At 58.7% G+C, this 25,078-nt stretch carries 18 protein-coding genes; 13 read left to right on the top strand and 5 right to left on the bottom strand.

Annotated features, from left to right (window positions below; all coding sequences use genetic code 11):
* Positions 1-2: 2 nt before the first annotated feature.
* The 9 genes from ACYX4K_RS14235 (at position 3) to ACYX4K_RS14195 (ending at position 14,607) form a co-directional block, all read left to right on the top strand.
* A complete protein-coding gene (locus ACYX4K_RS14235; RefSeq protein ID WP_475091473.1) occupies positions 3-623 on the top strand; it encodes a type IV pilus inner membrane component PilO in 621 nt (206 codons plus the stop codon).
* The gene (locus ACYX4K_RS14230; RefSeq protein WP_475091474.1) at positions 620-1,147 is read left to right on the top strand and encodes a pilus assembly protein PilP; all 528 of its coding nucleotides are present in this window, start codon (positions 620-622) and stop codon (positions 1,145-1,147) included. The genes ACYX4K_RS14235 and ACYX4K_RS14230 overlap by 4 nt, the downstream gene beginning before the upstream one ends.
* A 2-nt stretch (positions 1,148-1,149) precedes the next feature.
* Positions 1,150-3,384 (top strand): type IV pilus secretin PilQ, encoded by a 2,235-nt coding sequence (locus ACYX4K_RS14225; RefSeq protein ID WP_475091475.1) that lies wholly within the window; start codon positions 1,150-1,152, stop codon positions 3,382-3,384.
* Positions 3,381-3,905, top strand: coding sequence for a shikimate kinase AroK (gene aroK / locus ACYX4K_RS14220; RefSeq protein WP_475091476.1), 525 nt, complete (start codon positions 3,381-3,383; stop codon positions 3,903-3,905). Before ACYX4K_RS14225 ends, aroK begins: the two co-directional genes overlap by 4 nt.
* A 66-nt stretch (positions 3,906-3,971) precedes the next feature.
* A complete protein-coding gene (gene aroB, locus ACYX4K_RS14215; protein WP_475091477.1) occupies positions 3,972-5,057 on the top strand; it encodes a 3-dehydroquinate synthase in 1,086 nt (361 codons plus the stop codon).
* Positions 5,058-5,455: 398 nt separating this feature from the next.
* Positions 5,456-9,907, top strand: coding sequence for a glutamate synthase large subunit (gltB, locus tag ACYX4K_RS14210; protein WP_475091478.1), 4,452 nt, complete (start codon positions 5,456-5,458; stop codon positions 9,905-9,907).
* A gap of 15 nt (positions 9,908-9,922) precedes the next feature.
* Positions 9,923-11,341 (top strand): FAD-dependent oxidoreductase, encoded by a 1,419-nt coding sequence (locus tag ACYX4K_RS14205; protein ID WP_475091479.1) that lies wholly within the window; start codon positions 9,923-9,925, stop codon positions 11,339-11,341.
* A 487-nt stretch (positions 11,342-11,828) separates the two neighbouring features.
* Positions 11,829-12,911: a uroporphyrinogen decarboxylase gene (hemE, locus tag ACYX4K_RS14200; RefSeq protein ID WP_475091480.1), complete on the top strand. Its 1,083-nt coding sequence runs from the start codon at positions 11,829-11,831 to the stop codon at positions 12,909-12,911.
* 310 nt (positions 12,912-13,221) lie between these two features.
* On the top strand, positions 13,222-14,607 hold the full coding sequence (locus ACYX4K_RS14195; RefSeq protein WP_475091481.1) for an HD-GYP domain-containing protein: 1,386 nt from the start codon (positions 13,222-13,224) through the stop codon (positions 14,605-14,607).
* 5 nt (positions 14,608-14,612) lie between these two features.
* Here ACYX4K_RS14195 and ACYX4K_RS14190 read toward each other — a convergent pair whose 3' ends face one another.
* The 4 genes from ACYX4K_RS14190 to rsgA form a co-directional block, all read right to left on the bottom strand.
* Positions 14,613-15,827, bottom strand: a complete 1,215-nt coding sequence (locus ACYX4K_RS14190; RefSeq protein WP_475091482.1) for an MFS transporter — start codon at positions 15,825-15,827, stop codon at positions 14,613-14,615.
* 215 nt (positions 15,828-16,042) lie between these two features.
* Positions 16,043-16,894 (bottom strand): archaetidylserine decarboxylase, encoded by an 852-nt coding sequence (asd, locus tag ACYX4K_RS14185; RefSeq protein WP_475091483.1) that lies wholly within the window; start codon positions 16,892-16,894, stop codon positions 16,043-16,045.
* Between the two features lie 233 nt (positions 16,895-17,127).
* Positions 17,128-17,934 carry a sulfurtransferase gene (locus ACYX4K_RS14180; RefSeq protein WP_475091484.1) on the bottom strand — a complete coding sequence of 269 codons (807 nt, stop codon included), beginning with the start codon at positions 17,932-17,934 and terminating at the stop codon, positions 17,128-17,130.
* A 63-nt stretch (positions 17,935-17,997) separates the two neighbouring features.
* Complete coding sequence (gene rsgA, locus ACYX4K_RS14175; protein WP_475091485.1) at positions 17,998-19,029, bottom strand: small ribosomal subunit biogenesis GTPase RsgA; 1,032 nt, start codon at positions 19,027-19,029, stop codon at positions 17,998-18,000.
* Between the two features lie 124 nt (positions 19,030-19,153).
* On the opposite strand from rsgA, the gene orn reads away from it, so the two are divergent.
* On the top strand, positions 19,154-19,696 hold the full coding sequence (gene orn, locus ACYX4K_RS14170) for an oligoribonuclease (protein WP_475091486.1): 543 nt from the start codon (positions 19,154-19,156) through the stop codon (positions 19,694-19,696).
* Positions 19,697-20,082: 386 nt separating this feature from the next.
* On the opposite strand, the gene queG is transcribed toward orn, so the two are convergent.
* The gene (queG, locus tag ACYX4K_RS14165; RefSeq protein ID WP_475091487.1) at positions 20,083-21,219 is read right to left on the bottom strand and encodes a tRNA epoxyqueuosine(34) reductase QueG; all 1,137 of its coding nucleotides are present in this window, start codon (positions 21,217-21,219) and stop codon (positions 20,083-20,085) included.
* Between the two features lie 135 nt (positions 21,220-21,354).
* On the opposite strand from queG, the gene ACYX4K_RS14160 reads away from it, so the two are divergent.
* From ACYX4K_RS14160 to ACYX4K_RS14150, 3 genes are all read left to right on the top strand, one after another.
* Positions 21,355-22,899: an NAD(P)H-hydrate dehydratase gene (locus ACYX4K_RS14160; protein ID WP_475091488.1), complete on the top strand. Its 1,545-nt coding sequence runs from the start codon at positions 21,355-21,357 to the stop codon at positions 22,897-22,899.
* Between the two features lie 48 nt (positions 22,900-22,947).
* Positions 22,948-23,421, top strand: a complete 474-nt coding sequence (gene tsaE / locus ACYX4K_RS14155) for a tRNA (adenosine(37)-N6)-threonylcarbamoyltransferase complex ATPase subunit type 1 TsaE (RefSeq protein ID WP_475093912.1) — start codon at positions 22,948-22,950, stop codon at positions 23,419-23,421.
* A 62-nt stretch (positions 23,422-23,483) separates the two neighbouring features.
* The gene (locus tag ACYX4K_RS14150) at positions 23,484-24,821 is read left to right on the top strand and encodes an N-acetylmuramoyl-L-alanine amidase (protein WP_475091489.1); all 1,338 of its coding nucleotides are present in this window, start codon (positions 23,484-23,486) and stop codon (positions 24,819-24,821) included.
* Positions 24,822-25,078 lie beyond the last annotated feature (257 nt).

Raw genomic sequence — 25,078 nt, 5'->3', positions numbered from 1 at the left:
TCGTGGCGCTTGAAGATACTCTAAAACAGCTGAATGAATTGGACTTAAACGACATCGACTTCTCCCGTGTCGGTGTCTGGCCCGTTGCCGGCCGTATCGCGTTGTTAGTTGTGATTGCCGCGGTACTTGTTGGTGGCGGCTACTTTTTCATGATCAAGGACCGCTACAGCCAGCTTGATTTTGCGGCAAACAAAGAACGCGAGCTGTTTACCCAGTTCGAGCGTAAATCTTTTGAAGCAAGCAACCTTGAGGCTTACCGCGAACAACTGGTGGAGATGGAAGAGACCTTTGGCGCACTGCTGAAGCAGCTCCCTAAGGATACCGAGGTTCCCGGGTTACTCGAAGATATCGATGAATTTGGTCGCGGCAGTGGGCTGACAATTCAGAAGGTGGCTCTTGAGGGCGAGCAGGTGGGCGAATTCTACGTGGAGCTGCCAATTCGTATCGAAGTGCAGGGCGGATATCACGAGTTCGGTGCCTTTATTTCGGGTGTTGCCGGTATGCCGCGAATCGTGACCCTGCATGACTTCGATATCAACACGAGTAAGGACAGTGCGGCGCTGCTGAACATGGTGGTGAACGCCAAGACCTATCGCTATAAGGATCAGGGAGAGGAAGGATGAAAAAATACTTCGCTCTGACCGCGGCCCTGCTGGCACTTTCCGGTTGTAGTCTCGATGGTAATCACGGTGACCTGCGCCAGAAAATGGCCGCGGTAAAACACAAGCCGAAAGGACAGATAGAGCCTATCCCCACATTCACACCGTACAGTCCCTACGTCTACAGTGCGGCAGCTATGCGCAGTCCATTTATCCGGCCGGTTTTGGAGGCTGATCAACGTTTGGTGGGGCGCAAGCTGGATGTGGCACCGGATATCAATCGGCAGAAAGAGCTGTTGGAACGTTTCCCGTTCGATGCACTTTCCATGGTGGGTACCCTATCGCGGGGTGGCCAGCTCTGGGCCTTGGTAAATGATGGTGATGGGGGAATCCATCGCATCACCATTGGCAACTATATGGGTAAAAACCACGGGCGTGTGGTCAACGCCTCATCGTCACAACTCGATGTACTGGAAATTGTGCCGGACGGCACCGGCGGCTGGATTGAACGGCCGCGGGCTCTGACTTTGGAAGACAAGGACAACTAAAAATGATCACCAAGCAACTCGCCAGTGTATTGGCATGGGGAGCCAATAGGCTGCCGCGCGCGAAAGCGTTGCTGCTGGGCCTGCTGATTCTGCCCCTGGCGGCGCCGGCCCTGGCCAGCCAGTTGAATGATATCCAGTTCTCCGAACTGCCGGGCAGTCGCCTGCAGTTGCGCCTCACTTTCAGTGATGTGCCCCCGGAGCCCACGGGCTACACCATTGAACAGCCCGCACGTATTGTGATGGACTTTTCAGGTGTGGAAAGTGTATTACCGCAGAAAAAGTACACGATGGATATCGGTGCCGCGCGTAGCGCGGTGATCGTGTCCGGTGAAGACCGCACTCGCCTGATTTTAAATTTGGATGAGCTCCCGGTGTACACCAGTGAGCGTGTCGGTAATCAGGTTGTTCTGGAGGTCGGGGCAGACACCGCAACCACCGCAGCGGTTGCGACGGCACCGGTGCACAGCAGCACAAACATCGGTGGCAATGCGCAGTTTAAGCCTGCCGGTAATGTCGGTATCAATAATGTGGATTTCCGCCGTGGTGAAGGCGGTGAAGGCAAGGTCATCGTTAGCCTTAGTGATCCGGCGGTAAATATCGATGTTGAGCGCACCCGCGGCAAGATCGTGCTGACCTTCCTTGGTGCCGAGCTGCCCGCTTCTCTGCGTCAGCGTCTCGATGTGACTGACTTCGCTACGCCGGTAAATGCGATCAGTGTCGACTACGACGGCCGCAACACCGTGATCACCGTGGACCCACATGACGGGGAGTACGACTACCTGGCCTATCAGGCGGATACAGAGTATGTCCTGAGCGTTAAGCCTCTCACTGTGGCGCAGGTGCGCGAGAAGCAGAAAGAATTTGCGTTTACCGGCGAAAAGCTGTCGCTGAACTTCCAGGATATTGAAGTGCGCTCGGTACTGCAGTTGATTGCAGACTTTACCGATCTGAATCTTGTGGCCAGTGATACCGTGCAGGGCCGCATTACCCTGCGTCTTGACGGTGTGCCCTGGGATCAGGCGCTGGAGCTTATTCTAAAAGCGAAGGGGCTCGACAAACGTCAGGACGGGAATGTAATCATGGTGGCGCCGGCCGCTGAAATTGCCGAGCGAGAGCGACGCGAGCTCGAAACCCGCAAGCAGCTGGAAGAGCTTGCCCCCCTGCGTACCGAATATATTTCTATACGCTATGCCGACGCGCGTGAAATCTTCACCTTGTTTGTCGGCGACCGCATGAGTCAAGGGCAGGGTGCTGGCGGTGGCTTTGGCCAGGGTAACTTCGCCGGAGGTCGCGATGATCAGGAAGGCCGCAGTATTTTGTCTCCGCGGGGGAGCGCCATCGTGGATGAGCGTACCAATACGATTATTCTCACCGATACGGACGAAAAAATTGCTCAGTTCCGCGACCTGATTAATGCAATTGATATCCCTATTCGCCAGGTCATGATCGAGGCTCGCCTGGTGACTGCAAATACTGGCTTCCTGCGTGATGTGGGCGTGCGCTGGAACTACATGGAAGACCACAATATCAGCGACGATGCCATTGGTATTGGATCTGGCAGCCAGTTTGGTCAAATCTCTGATGGCGATGGAAATGGCCCGGATTTGTCTGCTCCAACAACGTTGCATGACCCTATGCTGGTTGATCTTGGAGTCACCAATGCAGTTGGCAGTGTGGCCTACGCCATTCTGAAGGATGATTTTCTGCTTGGATTGGAGCTCTCTGCGCTGGAAGATGTGGGCAAGGCGGAAATCGTGTCCCAGCCCAAGGTGGTTACCGGGGACAAGCAGGAGGCGAGCATCCGCTCTGGTGTGGAAATCCCATATCTGGAGGCGACTTCTTCTGGTGCGGCGTCAGTAACCTTCAAAGAAGCTGTATTGCTGCTCAACGTAACCCCGCAGATTACACCGGATGACAATATCATCATGAATCTGAACATCGATCAGAACAGTGTCGGTGAATTGTTCACCAATGTGATTACCGGTGCGCAAATACCGGCAATCAATGTGAACTCACTGCAGACCAAGGTTCTGGTTGCCAACGGGGAAACTATTGTCTTGGGTGGTATTTTCGAGGCGCAAACTATTGAAGGTGAAAGCAAGGTGCCATTTTTGGGAGATATTCCCTTCCTCGGCCACTTGTTCAAGCGGACCAGTCGCGAAGAGGACAAGCGCGAACTGCTGATCTTTATTACGCCCCGCATCATGCAGGACGAGTTCCTCTCCTTCAGCAAGTGATTACCCAGCCCATCTTTCTTGTCGGCCCCATGGGGGCCGGCAAGTCCACTATCGGCAAATTGCTGGCAGCCCAACTCGGGCTGCCTTTTGCCGATTCGGATAAAGTACTTGAAGACCGCACCGGTGCCGATATTCCCTGGATTTTTGATGTGGAGGGGGAGGCCGGTTTTCGCCGACGAGAGAGCGAGGTGCTGGCGGATTTGTGTAACGGCGAAGCACAGGTGGTTGCTACCGGCGGCGGCATTGTGCTGATGCCTGAAAATCGCGCATTGCTTAAAGGGCAGGGCTTTGTGGTCTATCTGCGGGCGAGCTTGGATCAGCTCGTAGAGCGCACTTCAAAGAACAGCAACCGACCACTGCTACAAGTAGATGATCCGCGGGCCAAGCTCGCTGAGATTCTGCGGCAGCGCGAAGCGTTTTATGCGGAAGTGGCGGATCTGGTGTGCGATACCGACCACTGTACCCCCAAGCAGGCAGCGCAACTGGTGACAGACCGTTTGCAAGACGAAGCTGTCGGTTAATACGCTTCTCTAAAAACCCCGAATTCAATATCCCTCCTTTTATTCCGTGCACGTTAGGGAGTAACCATGCACCGTCTAAACGTCGACCTGGGCGAGCGCAGCTACCCGATCCTGATTGGCTCCTCGCTGTTAAATAATCCATCCCACTTTGAGCAGGCCATTCGCGGCAAGCAGGTACTCGTCGTCACCAACGAGACCATCGCGCCGCTGTATCTGGAAAAAGTGCTCGAGGGGCTTAAAGGTTTTACCAAGGTTGATTCCATCCAGTTGCCGGATGGTGAGGCGTTCAAAACCCTGGATACGCTCAACCGGGTATTTGATTCCCTGCTGGAAAAGCGCCACGATCGCTCCACTACCATTGTTGCCCTCGGCGGCGGTGTCGTTGGCGATATGAGCGGTTTTGCGGCTGCCTGCTACCAGCGCGGTGTGGATTTCGTGCAAGTGCCTACCACCTTGCTGTCCCAGGTGGATTCATCGGTGGGTGGAAAGACCGGGGTCAATCACCCGCTCGGCAAAAATATGATCGGGGCTTTCTATCAGCCGCAGCTGGTACTGATCGATATCGATACCCTGAATACGCTCCCTGATCGCGAACTTTCCGCGGGTATCGCGGAGGTTATCAAGTACGGCATGATCTGCGACAAGCCATTTTTCCAGTGGCTGGAACAGAATATGCACAAGCTATTGGCGCGGGATCCGGAAGCGCTCGCTTACGCGGTGGAACGCAGCTGCGCGGACAAGGCGGCAGTGGTTGCGGAAGATGAGCGCGAATCCGGCCGTCGTGCCATTCTCAATTTTGGTCATACCTTCGGTCACGCCATTGAAGCGGTCCAGGGCTACGGCAAGTGGTTGCACGGCGAGGCGGTTGCCGCCGGTATGGTGATGGCGGCGGAGCTGTCGCGCCTGCGGGGCTGGATCGATGATGACGAGGTGCAGCGTTTACGTGCCCTGCTAAGTCAGGCGAATTTGCCGCAACAATCCCCTGCGGATATGACGGTCGACGACTATCTGACGGCAATGTCTGTGGATAAAAAGGTGCAGGATGGCAAGTTACGTCTTGTGCTGCTGCATGGGCTGGGCGACGCGCAAATAATCGACGATACGCCCAAAGAGCAGCTGATAGAGGCTTTGCGCGCCTGCGGCGCACGGTGACAGTTCTGTAGTTTTACTACCAAAGTGAGGATTCTTTGACGGCAGTGGGTGTCAAAAGAAGATAAATCGGTTAAACCTGCCGCCAACAGCGGAAAAAACTGACGAATCTTGCAATTGCAGGGGGGCACGAGTAATATTGCGCGCCCCCTCGGTGAAAGCCGGGGATATGAGCCGATAACAACAAGCGCAGGCTCGCATAAAGCGAGTAACCCCAAGCCCCTCACGCGGGCTTTTTTTGTCATTGGGGTACAGAAAATTCAGTGACATCTGCGGCACTTTTGGCTTGAGAGTAGATAAATATACCCCCTGGGATAGCCGTCCGGCTGTGAACTGATTGTCAATGCGCGCAAGCGGGCGGTCAGGGCGTACGGGGGAGCGATAACACTTTGAGGAATTCTATGGGTAGCGGTCTGTATCGATTGGATGAGTTCAAAGATAACTGTGGCTTTGGACTGATCGCCCACCTGAAGGGGCAAACCAGCCACAAGTTACTGCAGACAGCGATTGAGTCGCTGACCTGCATGACTCACCGCGGCGGTATTGCCGCCGATGGCAAAACCGGTGACGGCTGTGGCCTGCTGCTGCAGAAGCCGGACGGCTTCCTGCGCACCGTGGCCAAAGCGCAATTTGGCCAGGACCTGACGGACCTGTACGCGGTCGGCTCCATCATGTTGCCGCTGGACGAGGTGGAAGCCGCCAGCGCGCGCGCCATTCTCGAATCTGCGGTACAGGAGCAGGGCCTGCAAGTCGCCGGCTGGCGCGTGGTGCCCACCAATGAAGAGTGCCTTGGCCCAATTGCCAAGCAGTCCCTGCCGCGCTTCGAGCACCTGCTGATTAACAACGCGGAATCTGCGCTGGAGCAGCAGCAGTTCAATGCGCGCCTGTTTGTTGCGCGCCGCAAGGCCGAGCAGCAGCTGACCGATGCTACCTATATTGGCAGCCTGTCTACCTCGGTACTGTCCTATAAAGGCCTGATGATGCCGGCAGACCTGCCGGCCTTCTTCCCGGATCTTGCAGACCCGTCCCTGGAAACCGCCATCTGCGTGTTCCACCAGCGCTTCTCCACCAACACTATGCCGCGTTGGCCGCTGGCACAGCCGTTCCGCATGCTCGCGCACAACGGTGAGATCAACACCATTACCGGTAACCGCAACTGGTCCGTGGCGCGCACCAACAAGTTCATCACCGAGCTGGTGCCGGAGCTGTCCGAGCTGAAGCCGCTGGTGAACCGTGTGGGCTCTGACTCCTCCAGCCTGGACAATATGCTGGAGCTGCTCACCGTGGGCGGCATCGACATGCACCGCGCGATCCGCATGCTGGTACCGCCGGCGTGGCAGAACGTGGACACCATGGACTCGGACCTGCGCGCCTTCTATGAATACAACTCCATGCATATGGAGCCCTGGGACGGTCCCGCCGGACTGGTACTGACCGACGGTCGCCACGCCGTGTGTACCCTCGACCGCAACGGCCTGCGTCCGTCCCGCTGGGTCATCACCAAGGACGACTTCATCACCGTTGCGTCCGAAGTGGGTACTTACCAGTACGACCCGGCGGACGTGGTTGCCAAGGGGCGTCTGGGGCCGGGTCAGATTCTGTCTGTGGATACCCTCAAGGGCGAACTGCGCCACACCGCCGAGGTGGATGGCGAGCTGAAAAAAGCCCAGCCCTATAAAAAGTGGCTGAAGGAAAAGGCCCGCCGTATCCGCTCTACCCTGGTGACTGCACCGGTGGACAACAACTTCTCCCTGGACCAGTTCAAGGTTTTCCAGAAGCTGTTCAGCTCCTCCCTGGAAGAGCGCGACCAGGTGATCCGCCCGCTGGCGGAAGCCGGCCAGGAAGCCGTGGGTTCCATGGGGGACGACACCCCGATGGCAGTGCTGTCCGAGGGCAACCGCTGCCTGTATGACTATTTCCGCCAGCAGTTTGCGCAGGTGACCAACCCGCCCATCGACCCGCTGCGGGAAACCATCGTCATGTCCCTGGAAACCTGCCTGGGCCGTGAAAAATCCGTTTTCGAGGAGACCGTCGAACACGCCGACCGCGTGATCCTGTCTTCCCCGGTGCTTTCGCACATGAAGTACACCGCGCTGCTGGATCTCGGCCGCGAGGAATTCACCGCGAAAGTTTTCGATCTGAATTACGACCCTGCGAAGCTGGACCTGAAGAGCGCCATTGAAAAGCTGTGCACTGATGTCGCAGATTCCGTGCGCAAGGACGGTACCGTGATCGTGGTGCTGTCGGATCGCGAAATCGAAGAGGGCAAGCTGCCCATCGATGCGCTGATGGCGACCGGCGCGGTGCACCACCACCTGGTGCACAACGGTCTGCGCTGTGACTCCAATATCGTGGTGGATACCGCCACCGCGCGCGACTCTCACCAGCTGGCATGTCTGATTGGTGTGGGCGCCACCGCGGTGCACCCGTACTTCTCCTACAGCATCATCAATCACCTGATCGAAACTGGTGAGCTGCTGCTGGACGCTGCCACCGCGCAGAAAAATTACCGCAACGGCATCATCAAGGGCCTGCTGAAGATCCTGTCGAAGATGGGTATCTCCACCATCGCTTCCTACCGCGGTGCACTGCTGTACGAACTGGTGGGTCTGTCCCAGGACGTGATCGACCTGTGTTTCCCGGAAGCGCCCGCCCGGGTTCTGGGTGCCGGCTTTAAAGAGCTGGAAGACGATATGCGCGCGCGCGCGCAACTGGCATGGAAACCGCGCAAGAAAGTCTCGCCCGGCGGCCTGCACAAATTTGTTTACGGCGAGGAATACCACGCGTTCAATCCGGACGTGGTGAAGGCGCTGCAGGAAGCGGTACGCACCGGCGACTACGGTGCCTGGCGCGACTACGCCACCCTGATCAACCAGCGCCCGGTGGCCACCCTGCGCGACCTGCTGGGGCTAAAAAAAGACGTGCAGCCGGTGCCGCTGGAAGAAGTGGAGCCCGCGGAAAATATCCTGCGCCGCTTCGATTCCGCTGCCATGTCCCTAGGCGCCCTGTCGCCGGAAGCCCACGAGGCCCTGGCTCAGGCCATGAACCGCCTCGGTGGTCGCTCCAACAGTGGTGAAGGTGGTGAGGATCCGGTGCGTTTTGGCACCGACAAGGTCTCCAAAATCAAGCAGATCGCCTCCGGCCGTTTCGGGGTGACCCCGCACTATCTGGTAAACGCCGAAGTGCTGCAGATCAAGGTCGCCCAGGGCGCTAAGCCCGGTGAAGGCGGCCAGCTGCCCGGCGGCAAGGTCAACGAACTGATCGCGCGCCTGCGCTACTCCGTGCCCGGTGTGACCCTGATCTCGCCGCCGCCGCACCACGATATCTATTCCATCGAGGATCTGGCACAGCTGATCTACGACCTGAAACAGGTCAACCCGGATGCGCTGGTTTCCGTGAAGCTGGTTTCCCGTCCCGGTGTTGGCACTATCGCTGCCGGTGTGGCCAAGGCCTACGCGGACCTGATCACCATTTCCGGTTACGACGGCGGTACCGCGGCGAGCCCGATCACTTCCATTCGCTACGCCGGTTCCCCCTGGGAGCTGGGCCTGGCGGAAACCCATCAGACCCTGCGCGCCAACGATCTGCGCGGCAATGTGCGGGTACAGACCGACGGCGGTCTGAAGTCTGGTCTGGATGTGGTCAAGGCGGCCATGCTGGGTGCCGAGAGTTTCGGCTTCGGCACCGCGCCCATGGTGGCGCTGGGCTGTAAATACCTGCGTATCTGTCACCTGAACAACTGCGCCACCGGTGTTGCCACCCAGAACAAGGATCTGCGCGACGAGCACTACATCGGCACCGTGGAAATGGCGATGAACTTCTTCAGGTTTGTAGCCGAAGAAACCCGCGAGTGGATGGCGAGCCTGGGTGTGCGCACCATGGACGAGCTGGTGGGCCGCGTGGATCTGCTGGAGACGCTCGAAGGCCGCACCGCCAAGCAGAAGACGCTGGATCTGTCACCGCTGCTGCACTCAGATCCGCTGCTCGACAGCAAGCCGCAAACCTGTCAGCTGGCCAAGAACGAGCCCTGGGACAAGGGTCTGCTTGCGGAGCGCATGGTGAAAGAAACCCTGCCCGCGATCGAAAACCTGGCCGGTGGCGAGTTCAGCTTCAAGCTGACCAACTGCGACCGCTCCATCGGGGCGCGCCTGTCCGGCGAGATCGCCAAGCGCCACGGCAATCAGGGCATGGTGGACGCGCCGATCAAACTGCGTCTTTCCGGTGTTGCCGGTCAGTCCTTCGGCGTGTGGAACGCCGGTGGTCTGGAGATGTACCTGGAAGGCGACGCCAACGATTACGTGGGCAAGGGCATGGCCGGCGGCAAGCTGGTGATCCGCCCACCCAAGGGCAGCGAGTTCGCCTCCCAGGAAACCAGCATTGTCGGTAACACCTGTCTGTACGGCGCCACCGGCGGCAAGCTGTTCGCTTCCGGCTGTGCCGGTGAGCGTTTCGGTGTGCGCAACTCCGGTGCCTTTGCAGTCGTGGAAGGCGCGGGTGATCACTGCTGTGAGTACATGACCGGCGGTATGGTCGCGGTGCTGGGTAAGACCGGGGTCAACTTCGGTGCCGGCATGACCGGTGGCTTTGCCTATGTGCTGGATATGGATCGCGACTTCTTCGACAAGTGCAACCACGAGCTGATCGAGCTGCGTCGCATCAGCAGCGAGGCCCTGGAGGAATACCAGAGTCACCTGCGCGAAGTGATCGAAGAGTTCGTTGCCGAGACCGGCAGCGCCTGGGGTGCGGAGTTGCTGGACAACTTCGACGACTACCTCAACAAATTCTGGTTGGTGAAGCCGAAGGCTGCCAGCCTCGCCGGACTGCTGTCCGATGTACGCAAGCGCGGCGAATAAGGGGGATATTTACTTATGTCACAGCGTCTGAACAACGATTTTCAGTTTATCGACGTGGGCCGAGTGGACCCCGCCAAGAAAGACATCATCACGCGCACCAACCAGTTTGTGGAGATCTACCAGCCGTACACCGAGAAGCAGGTGGCCAGCCAGGCCCACCGCTGCCTGGATTGCGGTAACCCTTACTGCGAATGGAAGTGCCCGGTACACAACTACATCCCGAACTGGCTACGCCTGATCAGCGAGGGCAACATCATGGAAGCGGCGGAGTTGAGTCACCAGACCAACTCCCTGCCGGAAGTGTGTGGTCGCGTGTGCCCGCAGGATCGCCTGTGTGAAGGGGCCTGTACCCTGAACGACGGCTTTGGTGCGGTGACCATCGGCAACGCCGAGAAGTACATCACCGATACCGCCTTCGCCCTGGGCTGGCGTCCGGATCTGAGCGCGGTGAAGAAGACCGACAAGCGCGTCGCCGTGGTCGGTGCCGGCCCCGCGGGCCTCGCCTGTGCGGACGTGCTGGTGCGCAATGGCGTACAGCCTGTGGTATTCGACAAGTACCCGGAAATCGGCGGCCTGCTGACCTTCGGTATCCCGGAGTTCAAACTGGAAAAATCCGTGATGCAGCAGCGTCGCGCGATCTTTACCGAGATGGGCGTGGAGTTCTGTCTGGAAACCGAGATCGGCAAGGACATCACCTTCGATCAGCTGATGGCCGATTACGATGCGGTGTTCCTGGCGATGGGCACCTACAACTACATGAAGGGCGGTTTCCCCGGTGAGGATCTACCGGGCGTTTACGATGCGCTGCCGTTCCTGGTGGCCAATGTGAATCGCAATCTGGGCTTTGAGAAGAAGCCGGAAGATTTCATTTCGGTGGAAGACAAGCGCGTTGTGGTTCTGGGTGGTGGTGACACTGCGATGGACTGTAACCGTACTTCCATTCGTCAGGGGGCCAAGCGCGTGACCTGTGCTTACCGTCGTGACGAGGAGAACATGCCAGGTTCCCGCCGCGAGGTGGCGAATGCGAAGGAAGAGGGCGTTCGCTTCCTGTTCAACCGCCAACCGGTAGAAATTGTCGGTGACGGTAAGGTGGAAGGCGTTAAGGTGGTAACCACCAAGCTCGGCGAGCCCGATGAAAACGGCCGTCGCCGCCCGGAAGTGGTGCCCGGTTCCGAAGAGATCATCCCGGCAGATATCGTACTGGTAGCCTTCGGCTTCCGCCCGAGCCCTGCTGAGTGGTTCGGTGACCACAATATCGAAGTGGCCGACTGGGGTGGCGTTGTTGCGCCTGAGAAGCAGGAATACAAATTCCAGACTTCCAACGAAAAAGTCTTTGCCGGTGGCGATATGGTTCGCGGTTCTGACCTCGTTGTTACTGCTATCTGGGAAGGGCGTCAGGCTGCCGAGGGAATCCTCGATTTCCTCGAGGTTTAATACTGGATTTGTGGTCCCGATAGTTGGGTTTTGTGGCGGTGCTGCTACCGAGAAAGGTTTGCCAGACACGCCGTGAACCCATCCATGGGGGCTCTTCCGCGAGGTCCCTCTCGCGGAAGGTCTGGCAAACCTTTCTCGGTATCAGCACCTTCGATTCTGGCTGCAATGTTTAACCCGAGCCACGGACGGGTTTCTCCGTGGCTCCAAACGTCTCAATAGTCTGATGCGAAGGTTTTGATACCGGGTGCACCTACGCGGGACCGTCTGCGGCCAGGACGGCCGCAGCCGAGCCCCCAGGGATGGGTTTACGGCGTGTCCCGCGTAGGTGCACCCGGTAGCAAAGCCGCCACTGGGCCACCCGAATAGGAACCACCAAGCTCTAATAGGGCAGCCCAATCACCCACATAAATCTGGAGTCAGGCGAGTCTCTGTCCTAAAAGAGACCTCAAGAGTACAATGGCCGGCCATTTACCCAGCCCTTGTGATCATGTCTGATACCCAGTTCGCCCCCCTCCAAAACGACCGTTTCCTCCGCGCCCTGCTGCGCCAGCCCGTCGACCGCACACCCATGTGGATGATGCGTCAGGCCGGCCGCTACCTGCCCGAATACCGCGCTACCCGTGCCAAGGCCGGCACCTTTATGGACCTGTGCCGCAACACCGAACTGGCCTGTGAAGTGACCCTGCAGCCGCTGGAGCGCTATCCCCTGGATGCCGCGATCCTGTTCTCCGACATCCTCACCATCCCCGACGCCATGGGCCTCGGACTGTATTTTGAGGAGGGCGAAGGCCCCAAATTCAAGAAGCCCGTGCGCACCAGTGCCGATATCGCCGCGCTGGAAGTGGTGAACACCGCCAAGGACCTCAGTTACGTTACCGACGCAGTCACCACCATCCGCCGTGAACTGAACGGCCGCGTGCCGCTGATCGGCTTCTCCGGCAGCCCCTGGACGCTGGCCACCTACATGATCGAAGGCGGTTCCAGCCGGGATTTCGCCCGCGCCAAAGAGATGCTCTACAACCGCCCGCAGGATATGCACCAGCTGCTCACCGTGCTGGCAGACTCGGTGATTGATTACCTGAACGCGCAGATCCGTGCCGGTGCTCAGGCGGTGCAGATCTTCGATACCTGGGGAGGGGCGTTGAGCCATAGTGCTTACAAAGAATTCTCGCTGGATTACATGGCCCGCATCGTGCAGGGACTGATCAAGGAGCAGGATGGCCGTCAGGTGCCGGTGATTATGTTTACCAAAGGCGGAGGGCAGTGGCTGGAGGCGATGGCGGATACCGGTGCGACGGCACTGGGGCTGGACTGGACCACCGACATCAACAAGGCCCGCGCCCGGGTGGGTGACAAGGTTGCGCTGCAGGGCAATATGGACCCTTCCATTCTGCTGGCGAGCCCTGAGCGGATTCGCGAAGAGGTAAAGACGATTCTTTCCGCTTATGGCAAAGGCAGCGGGCATATTTTCAACCTTGGGCATGGCGTTACCCCTAAGGTCGACCCGGCCCATGCCGGTGCCATGTTTGATGCGGTGGTAGAGTACTCCGGGCAATACCACGGCGAATAAATACGGTGCTAGGAGGGGCAATCGGACCGCTTCTGGATCCCGGGTGTTGATTTGCGCGTCAATCTGGAAGCTTGTCTGGCGAAAGGTTCCCCGCGGGCTGGTGTTTGGGTGCTAATCCGTGATATTCATCACAATTAAAGTGTCTACTAGAAAGTAGACTTGTGTGACAATTCACTCCGCATTGGCTCTCCCACGGCGGGGTACTGTCTGTGTCAGACAAATTTAATTTGTCGCGCTATTCAGCACGCACAGGCCCGGCTGTGAAGAATATTTAAAACAAAACTCAAACGGTTAACTCGGCACTCATCTAGTGGCAATCCAACAAGCGAAGGTATTCGTTGAAGACCTGCAGCGAGGCATGTTTGTGTCTCGCCTGGATCGCCCGTGGACGCGGACTCCATTTGCCCTGCAAGGCTTCTATATTCGGGACCTGGAAGAAATCCGACAGCTGCAGAAGTACTGCCGCTACGTGTATGTGGATGTGGTCAAAACCGTGGGTGATGTTGGCGTAAAACTGCGCAAAATCACCCGCGCCGCTGCTGAATCGACGGCAAAAGAATCCCCCGCAAAGGGTTCCCCGCGCCGCATTCCCGTCGCCATCAACTGCAAGCCAGTGCAGGTTCGGCACAACAGCTATGCTGCACCGGAGTCAGTGCGCAAAGAGGCGCCAAAGGCACGACAGCTGCACGCGCGTATTATCCAGGGCATGCATCAGGTAATGGTGCAGCTGAAGTCGAATCAGCCACTACCGACCGCTCAGGTCAATCACACCGTTTCGCAGATGGTCGATAGCGTGCTGCGCAGCCCGGATGCTTTCTCCTGGCTGGCACGGGTGCGGGAAAAAGATGAGCACACCTACAGCCACTCGGTTCGCGCCAGTGTATGGGCGGTGGTATTTGGCCGACATATTGGTTTGCGGCGGCAAGAGCTGGTGCAATTGGGTGTTGCCACGTTGCTGAAAGACGTAGGCAAGCTTTACCTGTCCGATCCTGTGTTAAAAGCCGAAAAACGCGACCCGCGTGCAGAGCTGGAATACCGAAAATTTGTCGATTACAGCGTAAAGTTGCTCTCGGCTGACCCGAATATCGATCGTAACGTGCTGACCATTGTGCAGTGTCACAAGGAGCAGTATGACGGTAGCGGCTATCCCAAAGGCTTGCGCGGTGGCCAGATTCCGGTGCTGGCGCGCATGTGTGGAATCGTGACCTTTTACGATGAGGCCACCAATCCCCGTGGTGCCGAATTCCCCGTGCCCCCCTCCAAGGCGGTGGCGCAACTCTACGACCTGCGCAATTCTGCGTTCCAGGAGCAGCTGGTGGTGGAATTTATCCAGTCTATTGGCCTGTATCCGACGGGCACTCAGGTCGAGCTTTCCACGGGAGAAATCGCTGTGGTGGTAGAGCAGAGCCACCAGCGCCGTCTGAAACCCAAGGTGATGCTGGTCACCGACGCGCAAAAAAAATTGCTCGCCAAGCCTCGCCTGTTCGATATGGCTGCGGATGACGATCGCAAGCAGGCATTGGTGAAGAAAGGCAAAAAGTCACTCGCCGAAGTCGGTCTCATCACCATCACCCAGGATATGGATCCGTGCCGCTACCCAGGAATTGATGTGGCCAAGGTGCGCGACCAGTATCTGTACGAACAGCGCCTGCCGGCATTCGTTGCCCGCTTCCTGCCGGCACGCCTGTCGAGCTGAGCCAGCTAATCTGTTTGTTGCTTTGCTGTCGGCGCAGCGGCAAGTGTCAGCAGGCTTGCCAGCAGCACGATAAGCGCAAGCGATAGCGCCACACCCATCACATCTACTCCCCGATCCAGCATCATTCCGATCAGCAGCGGCGAAGCTGCCGTTGAAAACACCATGCTCGCCTGAGAAATCGATCGAATTGCCCCCAGATGCGTGCTGCCATAGCGCTCCGGCCACAGTGCACTGCCCGCGGTACCTGTACCCGCCTGGGCAACACCAATCATTGCCAGGTAAACATATGGCACCCACGGCGCGTCACTAAATGCGAGCAGCACCAGCGCGGCAATCATTGGTGTCAGCGCAATGGGCAAGCTGCGCTGTGCGCCAATGCGGTCAACCAGACTGCCTGCGAAAAACAGCGCAAGTAGGTGCCCAGCCGCATAGCCCCCAAAGGCGCCAGCCAAAACCGAAAGTGACCAGCCCCGCTCATCGGCAATGGCACCCTGGTGAAACAGCACCGCGGTCACCACAAAAGGCGTCATCAGCGCGGCGGGAAGCAAGCAATAAAATCCGCGATCGCGAAGTACCTGCGCACGGGTGTAGTCGCCTTCATTTTCCGAAGTTGCCTGGGATGATTGCGGGCTATCCTCTCCGGCATTGCCGGCAAGCCAGAGCAGCAAAGGCAGGATCGCGAGCAGTAACAGTCCTGCAGACAACAGCCATACACTGCGCCAGCCACTGTGCTGGATAATCAGCGAGCCACTGGTGGGCAGTAGTGCCTCGGCGATGGGGAACCCCAGTGCGGCTAGTGCAATCACCTTGCCGCGATTGGCGGTGAAGTAGCGTCCCGCGGTTGTCATTCCCATATGGGTCATAAAGCCCTGGCCGGCGAAGCGCAGCAGGAAAAATCCCGGTAGCAGCATCCATGCGGATTGCGCGAATGCTAGTACCAGGCAGCCTCCACACAATAGTAAAACACCGAGCGCAGCCACTCGCTTGAGGGGCCAGCGATCCACCAGTGTGCCCGCTCCCAATAATACGAAGGCAGATAACAGAGTGGCGCCGCTGTAGCTTGCGCCGTGCCAGCTGTTGCTCAGATTAAATTCTTCCCGCAGTGCACCGCCGAAAATCGCGATGAAAAATGTCTGGCCAAAGCCGGAAGCGGCGACGGCAAGCAGTGCGAAAAAGGCGAGTTTTGGGTTGGTGCGAATGAAGGCTGGTACTGCGGGCATAGTTTATTTGGCAGGTTGAGTGGGTCGCTCGATCAGGACTTGGTGGCGGCGCCGCTACCGGGTACTTGTTGGCGAGACACGCCGTGAACCCATCCCTGGGGGCTCTTCCGCGAGGTCCCTCTCGCGGAAGGTCTCGCCAACAAGTACCCGGTATCGCCACCTTCGCCCGAAATGACGGGCTTCGTAATGGCTTTCGAGAAATTCGAAAAAAGGATCTAAATCAGATCCCCAAAATGTTCGCCCATTTTCACCGGTGTTTCCGCAGCCAGTTCTTCCAGCCAATTTACCTTGTCGGCACCAAACAGCAGTACCACGGTAGAGCCGAGCTTGAAGCGACCCATTTCCTCGCCTTTTTTCAGCGCGATGGGTTTTTGCTCGTCGTAGCGGGTGGTGCGAATCTGACGCTTGATGGGTGCAACCTGTCCGGCCCATACGGTTTCGATAGCGGCAACAATCATGGCGCCCACAAGAATCATCGCCATGGGGCCAGCCGCGGTGTCGAAGATGCACACGAGGCGTTCGTTGCGGGCGAACAGGCGCGGGACATTTTCTGCAGTGGTGGTGTTTACCGAGAAGAGTTCGCCGGGGACGTAGATCATGCGCTGAAGAACGCCGTCTAACGGCATGTGCACGCGGTGGTAGTCTTTTGGTGACAGATAAACGGTTGCGAATTTACCGCCGGTAAATTGTGCGGCTACTTCGGGGTCGCCACCGACCAGTTCGAGCAGGCTGTAATCCTGGCCTTTGGCCTGGAAAATTCTGCCGTTGTGGATTTCGCCAAGCTGGCTAATGGCGCCATCGGCGCAGCCGGCAATGGTGCTTTCACCTTCGACGATGGGGCGGGCGCCTTCTTTTAGGGCGCGGGTGAAGAAGTCGTTGAAGCAGGTGTAGGCGGTGTAGTCCTCTTCGAGTGCTTCACTCATGTCGACTTTGTATTTTTCCACGAACCATTTGGTGAATGGATTCTTGATGCCGCCAATGCGGGTTTCCGCAAGCCATCCAGCGGCGCGCGAGAGCAGGTGCTGGGGAATGATGTATTGCAGGAAGATAAACAGTTTCGGGTGCATGTAGATCAGGGGTCCCGTTTATATAAGTTTTGTGGCGGCCAGACACCGGGTATTCGTTTTCGAAACCGCTGCAAGTACTTCCATGTAAGCTGCGTCGGCGACGTCCCTGTCGCCGACGCTTTCGAAAACGAATCCCCGGCATCTGGCCTTCGATTCGGACGTTATTACTTCGTTAGAAGGTATGAATCCGTCATTCCCGCGAATGCGGGAATCCAGTGAGCAGTGGCACCGGCTCAATTCTCAATCGGCGTATCCGGCAAGTTACCCCACTCACTCCAGGACCCGGGGTAGGCCATGATCGGAAAACCAAGCGATTTCCCCACCAACCAGGTAAACGCCGAGCGGTGGTGGCTCTGGCAGTGAGTGGCAATTTCTTTTTCGCCATCAATACCGAGCGCCGCGAGAAATTCTTTCGCATCGGTGCGAATACGCAAGTCCCGCTGCGGATCCATCAACTGGGTCCATTCGCAATTGATCGCGCCGGGGATATGCCCCGCGCGCATGGCGACAACGCGCTCACCGGTATATTCCGCGGGCGAGCGGGCGTCCCAGATCTGCAGGTCATTCTGAACCAGACGTTGCTGGATCTGTTCCGCGTCGATCATTGGGGCATCGCTGGCTATTTGAACATCGATGCTGCTGGGGGTAACAGATACGTCTTCATTGGTAAGCGGCAGGCCCGCATTTTTCCAGGCAATCATGCCGCCGTTGAGGTAGCTGTATTTCTTGTGGCCAATCACTTCCAGGGTCCACAGCAATCGCCCGGCCCAGCCGCCGCCTTCGTCGTCGCAGGCGACCACATGGGTTTCAGGAGTGAGGCCGATGGCGCGCATGACTTCGGTGAGGCGCTCTACCGAGGGCAGTTTGCCCGGCGCGGGTGGGGTGCCGGCCATGAGGGCCTGGAAGGGGAGGCCGATGGCGCCGGGGATGTGGCCGTTGAGATAGTTGGCGGGCGCGCTTAGATCAATGACACGGATTTCTTCGTGTTCCAGCAGGGGTGCCAGTTGTTCCGGTTCGAGGATCAGGGGTACATCGCTCACGGAAGATTCCTTGTTAATGTAGCTTCTTTGTTCGGCCTGTCGTTTGGGCTTAATTGTGTTGGCTCAGTCGTTTTCCAGGCTGTTGCGCAGGTGCAGGTAGCTGTCCATACGGCGCTGGCTGATGTCGCCGCGTTCCAATGCTTCCTGAATGGCGCAGCCGGGTTCGCCTTGGTGGTTGCAGTCGCGGAAGCGGCAATGGCCGATAAACGGGCGGAATTCCACGTAGCCTTCCAGCAATTCCTGTTCGCTCATGTGCCAGATGCCGAACTCGCGGATGCCGGGGGAGTCTATCAGATCACCGCCACTGGGCAGATGAAACAGTTCCGCGGCGGTGGTGGTGTGGGTCCCTTTGCCGGTGGCTTCCGACAGCGCGCCGGTGCGGGCGTCGGTGCCCGGTAACAGGCCGTTGATCAGGGACGACTTGCCGACGCCCGACTGGCCGACAAAGACGCTGGTGCCCTGGGCGAGGGTTTCCAGTAATCCATCGAGGCCTTCACCGGTCTTTGTGGATAACTTGAGTACTGGGTAGCCTAGATCGGGGTAGGGTGCGAGCAGCTCTTCGAGCGCTGCGCGGTTGCTGTCGTCGATCAGGTCGATCTTGTTTAGCAGCAGCAGCGGCTGGATACCGGTGGTTTCTGCGGCCACCAGATAGCGGTCGATGGCGTTGGCGAAGGGTTCGGGATAGGGAGCGATGACGATCAGGATGCGGTCGATATTGGCGGCGACGGTTTTCATGTCGCCATAGCGGTCCGGGCGCTGCAGCTCGGAATGGCGCGGCAGGCGCGCGCCGACAACACCGAGGCCACCGGTGGATTCGCCGGTGGCGGGGTTCCACGCGACCTTGTCACCGGTGACCAGGGTTTCGATATTGGCGCGTATATGGCAGCGCTGTCGCAGTGTACTGTCGGCATCGCTCTCTACCAGCACCTGGCTGCCGTAGTTGGCAATGACCAGCCCGGTCTGCTCCGGCCCCAGGTCGCCCTCTTCCGCGGCCTGGTCGAGATTTTCCTCCCGCTTGCGCGCGCGGGCTTCCCGCTCCTGCTGGATTTTGGCGATACGCCACTGCTGGCGGCGGTTGAGTTTGCGCTTGCTCATGAGGATTCGGGTTGTGGAAAGCGGCGGATTATAACTTGCATCGGTGGATGGTTGCGGTAACTTGCCCGCTATCCTCATGTTAACCAGTGGGTCACTGCCGTCTGCGGCTGTTAAGGAGACTATTGTGGATCAGAATAATCTGATCTGGATCGATCTGGAAATGACCGGCCTCGATCCCGAGAAGGAGCGCATCATTGAGATTGCGACGGTGGTGACGGATTCGCGCCTGAATGTGCTGGCGGAGGGGCCGATGATGGCGATCCACCAGAGCGATGCGTTGCTGAATGCGATGGACGACTGGAACACTGAGCAGCACGGTGGTTCTGGTCTGGTGGCCCGGGTGAAGGAGTCTCAGATCAGTGAACATGAGGCGGAGCGGGAGACGATCGAGTTTCTCGGCCAGTGGGTGCCTGAGGGTGCCTCGCCCATGTGCGGCAACTCGATCGGTCAGGATCGTCGTTTCCTGGTGAAATACATGCCGCTGTTGGAGCGCTATTTTCACTACCGCAATCTGGATGTCAGCTCGGTCAAAGAGCTGGCTCGTCGCTGGCGGCCCGATGTCTTGGATGGGGTGAAGAAGACTTCATCACATCTGGCGTTGGATGATATTCACGATTCGATTAATGAGTTGAAGCACTATCGTGAGCACTTTTTTCGTATGAGTTGAGGTTTGGTGGTTTCTTGGAGCTCTGTTTTTACTTGGGTGGCGGCCGGGCACCGGGTGCGGGTTTTCGGGACCGCTGTGAACCCATCCCTGGGCGCTGCGGCGCAAACATCCTGTTTGCGACGCTCCCGAAAACCCGCCCCCGCCACCCGTCCTTCGCATTGAAATTTTTTACTTCGTAAGCGGCAGGTGGCCGGTTGCTAACGAAGTACCACACTTAAAATTGAAGATGGAGTGACGGGGATCTGTTTCCAAAAGCGTCGGCGACAGGGACGTCGCCGACGCAGCTTACATGGATGTACTTGCAGCGGTTTTGGAAACAGAACCCCGGCGCTTCAGCGCTACAAAACTGGCAACAGAGCACCCTGAGCCACCGAGCCAGGAAGATACTAAGAAGCCCGTTTAATCTTCCGTTTCCGCCGCCGCCCACTACGCAGACGCTCCAAAGCCCATTCAATATGCTCTGCAACCAGCGGCGTTGCAGAATCCAAAGCGCTTTCTAAAACCTCGAAAATTTTCGGCGCCGGGTCGGCATTGCCCAAAGCAACGGCCAAATTCCGCTGCCAGCGCTCAAACCCAATCCGTCGAATCGCCGAGCCCTCGGTTTTCTTCAGAAATTCTTCCTCAGACCAACGAAACAGATCCGCCAAAGCACCACTGTCCAACCCATGGCGGGGGTGGAAATCTTTTTCGCTGGTGGGGGTGGCGAATTTGTTCCAGGGGCAGATGATCTGGCAGTCGTCGCAGCCGAATACCCGGTTGCCCATGGCTTCGCGGAATTCTTCCGGGATCGCGCCCTTGTTCTCGATGGTCAGGTAGGAAATACAGCGGCGCGCATCCAGGGTGTAGGCATCGACAAAGGCATCGGTGGGGCAAACCTTCAGACAGGCGGTACATTCGCCGCACTGGTTGGGCTCCTCGCTTACATCCACCGGTAGCGGCAGGTTGGTATAGATTTCGCCGAGGAAAAACCAGCTGCCCGCCTGGCTGTTGATCACCATGCAGTTCTTGCCAATCCAGCCGAGTCCCGCCTTTTCAGCCAGTGCGCGCTCCATCACCGGCGCACTGTCGGTAAAGGCGCGGCCCTTAGAGGCTATGCCGCGCTCCTCGCAGTAGCGGTCAATCTGCTGCGCCAGTTGTGCGAGCCGCTTGCGGATCAGTTTGTGGTAATCGCGGCCGTTGGCGTAGCGGGAGACGTACGCCTTGTTGGCGTCTTTCAGGACCTGCACCGGTTGGGTATCCGGTGGCAGGTAGTCCAGGCGTACACTGATCACCCGGATGGTGCCTTCTTCCAGCAACTCCGGCCGCCAGCGCTTTTCCCCGTGGGCGCCCATCCACTCCATATCGCCCTGATAGCCAGCATCCAGCCATGCCTGCAGGCGCTCGCCGTGTCGGGTCAATTCACAGTCGGTGATGCCAACCTGCTGAAAACCCAGCTCCCGCCCCCACTGGCGGATCTGCGCAGCGAGATCGGCCATGGCTTCCGTGGAAGGCTGTGGGGTGAAGGGGCTGGCGGAATTGGTCATTCAGTAACGCTTGTGCCGGGGTGATGGTGAAATTGACGCTGGCCGCGTGCGGCGGTTCCGGGGTTGAGGCGGTATAATTGCCGGTATTTTGCCACAGTTTAAAAATTGACCACAGTCGGAAGCAGTACGGATTTTATGGATAGCCAAAACCCAATGACCGCGGAAGGTGCTTGCGCGCAGAAACCCTCGCAGAAGTTAGCGCAGAAACTCTACAGCGCCGAGGCCGTGCGCCAGCTGGATCAGTTGGTGATCAGCCAGCAGCAGATCCCTGGGATCGCGCTGATGAAACGCGCCGGTCGCGCGGCCTTCGATTGCCTGCGCAGCCGCTGGCCGGAGGTGAGCGCGATTCAGGTGTTCTGTGGTGGTGGCAACAATGGCGGCGACGGTTATGTGATCGCCGGGCTCGCCGCCCAGCGCCAGATCCCGGTGACGGTGTTTGTGGGTGTGCCCGCGGACAAGCTCAAGGATGAGGCCCTGGAAGCCTACGGATTTGCCGAGCGCGAAGGCGCAAAGCTGGTGACGAGTCTCAGCGAAATGCCCGCGGTGGAAAAGAACACCGTGCTAGTGGATGCCCTGCTGGGAACCGGCTTTAGCGGTACTTTGCGCGCGCCCATGGACACGGCGATTGCGCATATCAACGGCTCCGGTGCGCCGGTGCTGGCCGTGGATCTGCCCTCCGGACTGAACGCGGACAGCGGTTTTGTCGAGGAGAGTGGAAGCGCAGTGCGCGCCGACGCGACCGTCACCTTTATCGGCCGCAAGGCCGGCCTGTTCCTGGGGCGGGGTCCGGCGCTCACCGGTGAGGTGATTTTTGAAGACCTGGGCGCGGCCGCGGAGATTTATCCACAGGTGCCGGCGCTGCTGACCCGCCACACTGGCGAGAACCTGGAGCGGCTGCCCGCTCGCGCTTTAGACAGCTACAAGAACCAGTTCGGCCATGTGATGATCGTCGGCGGTGACCACGGTTTTGGCGGCGCGGCGATGATGGCGGCGGAGGCTGCTGCCCGCTGCGGGAGCGGCCTGATTTCCTTGGCCACGCGTCCCGAGCACGTGATGGCATCGCTTACCCGCCGCCCGGAAGTGATGGCACACCCGGTGGTGTCCGGCCAGGAGCTGGAGCCGCTGCTGGAAACCCCGGACGTGATCGCCGTGGGCCCGGGCCTCGGCCAGTCTCCGTGGAGTGAACAGCTGTTGGCCCGCGCCGGTCGCGCCAAAGCCGCACTGGTGCTGGATGCCGATGCGCTGAATATCCTTGCCGGTGGCCGCGTGCTCGCCGGTATCAAACGCGATGACTGGGTGCTGACCCCGCATATCGGCGAGGCCGCGCGCTTGTTGGGTATTTCCAATGCCGAGGTCCGCGCATACCCGGTAGCCGCCGCGCGCAATATTCAGGAGAAATTCAGCGGTGTGGTGATATTAAAAGGCGCAGGCACCGTAATCGCCCACGCCGATGGGGTGGATGTGATCAATACCGGCAACCCGGGTATGGCGTCCGGGGGTATGGGAGACCTGCTCACCGGAGTGATCGCCTCTTTGATTGGTCAGGGTATGGATCTGCCCGCAGCCGCGCGCCTGGGTGTCTGGTTGCACGGCGAAGCCGGCAACCGCGCCGCCGCCGATGGCCAGCGCGGATTGCTGGCCACAGACCTTTTGCCACATATTCGTGGGCTTGTGGATTAAGTCGGGTAGATAGAGGTCGAAGCAGTGAGCGAGCAGCCTGTGGAGAAAATGCTGTACCTTGCCGGCGAGGCGGCTACCGTCGCCGCCGGTGAGGCGCTGGGACAGGCGTGCCTGGATACCGGTATGGCCGATGGCCTGGTGTTTTTTCTTGGTGGCCAGCTGGGCGCTGGTAAAACCACCTTCAGTCGCGGCGTATTGCGCGCATTCGGCCACCGCGGTGCGGTAAAGAGCCCGACCTACACATTGGTGGAGCCCTACGAGTTTTCCACAGAGCGGGTTTACCACTTTGACCTGTATCGCCTGGGCGATGCGGAAGAGCTGGAGTACATGGGGGTGCGGGATTACTTCGGCCCCGGTAGCTTGAGCCTGGTGGAGTGGTCGGAGCGGGGCGCGGGTATATTGCCGGCGCCTGATCTGCAGATTGAAATTCAGCTGCAGGACACGGGCCGCGCGCTAAAATTGATAGCAGTCAGCGAAGCTGGCGCTGCGTTACTGGCCGGGGTCACTTTTCCCGAGAGCTGAAAGCTTTAAAGCCGTAATAAAGAAAAACCGAAAGCGCGCAGACGATTTTCAGGGCAATAATAATGATCGGAGCAGGGTTGCCGGTGGGACAGAAAACGTATTTATTTTTCCTCTCGTTGTTGGCAATGCTGGTCGCACTGCCGGTATCCAGTGCGGAAGTCGAAGGCGTGCGTCTGTGGCGCGCTCCGGATCACACCCGTCTGGTGTTTGACCTGGATGGGCCGGCGGAACACAAGCTGTTCACCCTGCAGAACCCGGATCGGGTCGTAATCGACGTGAGCGGTGCCAAGCTCTCCGCCGCCGTGGATAACCTGCCTCTGGCGGATACCCCCATTGCCGGCGTGCGCCACGCCACCAAAAACAAGCGCGACCTGCGCGTGGTGCTGGATCTCAAACAGCCGGTCAATCCCCGCAGCTTTGCCCTGCGCCGCCACGAGACCCTGCCGGACCGCCTGGTAATCGACCTGCACGACCGCGACAAGGTGGAAGAAAAAACCATTGAGCAGGTACAGGTCAGCGGCAAGAAAGACATTGTTATCGCTATCGATGCCGGTCACGGCGGCGAAGACCCCGGTGCCCTCGGTCCAGGTGGGCTGCGGGAAAAAGACGTGGTACTGGCAATCTCCAAATACCTGCAGAAATCCATCGACGGCAAGCCGGGCTTTTCTGCCAAGCTCGTGCGTACCGGCGACTACTACATTCCTCTGCGCGAACGGGTGAAGAAGGGCCGCCAACTGCGAGCAGACCTGTTTGTTTCGATTCACGCGGATGCCTTCACCCGTAAAGATGCCCGCGGTGCGGGTGTGTACGCGGTTTCTTCCCGCGGTGCCACCAGTGAAACCGCACGTTTTCTCGCTCAGCGGGAGAACGAGTCGGATCTGATTGGTGGTGCGGGGGATCTGAGCCTGAGTGATAAGGACGATACCCTGGCGGGGGTGCTGCTGGATCTGGCGATGACGGCGACCATGAATGCGAGCCTGGATATCGGCACCAGTGTGTTGAGCTCCCTGGGCAGTTTTACCCATCTGCACAAGAAGAAGGTGGAGCAGGCGAACTTCTCGGTGCTGCGCAATCCGGATGTGCCGTCGATTCTGGTGGAGACCGGTTTTATCACCAACCCTCAGGAGGCTCGCCGTTTGCGCGACCCGATGTTCCAGCGGCGCATGGCGGAAAAGCTCAGCGAGGGCATCGTCGCCCATTTTACTTCCCGCCCTCCGGCGGGCAGCTGGCTTGCGGCCAATGCTGACCGCATAGACCGCAAGCATACGATTTCCCGAGGTGATACCCTGTCGGGCATTGCGGCTCGCTACAACATTTCTGTTGCGGACCTGAAAAAGGCCAATGGGATGCGGACTTCCATGATTCGGGTGGGGCAGACATTGACTATTCCTTCGGGTTGAGCACCGTGGTCCCGGCCTGCAGTAGCTTGGCTTTAAAGGTCCTCCGGAGGCGCCAAAACACTGGGGATGGGTTTTCAAAACCGCTGTGAATACGTCCATGTACGCTGCGTCGGCGACGTCCCTGTCGCCGACGCTTTTGAAAACCCATCCCCAGCATTTTGGCTTCGTATATGCCCCGCAGGTAGCTTCATCCTTCCGCTAACGAAGTAGTGAGATTCGAATTTAAGCGGGAGTGCTGGGGTGTTGTTTTTGGAAAC

It is taken from the genome of Microbulbifer sp. ABF4_107 (assembly GCF_056312215.1).
Note: the sequence above shows the minus strand (reverse complement) of the source record. Positions and strands in the feature narration are given on the sequence as shown.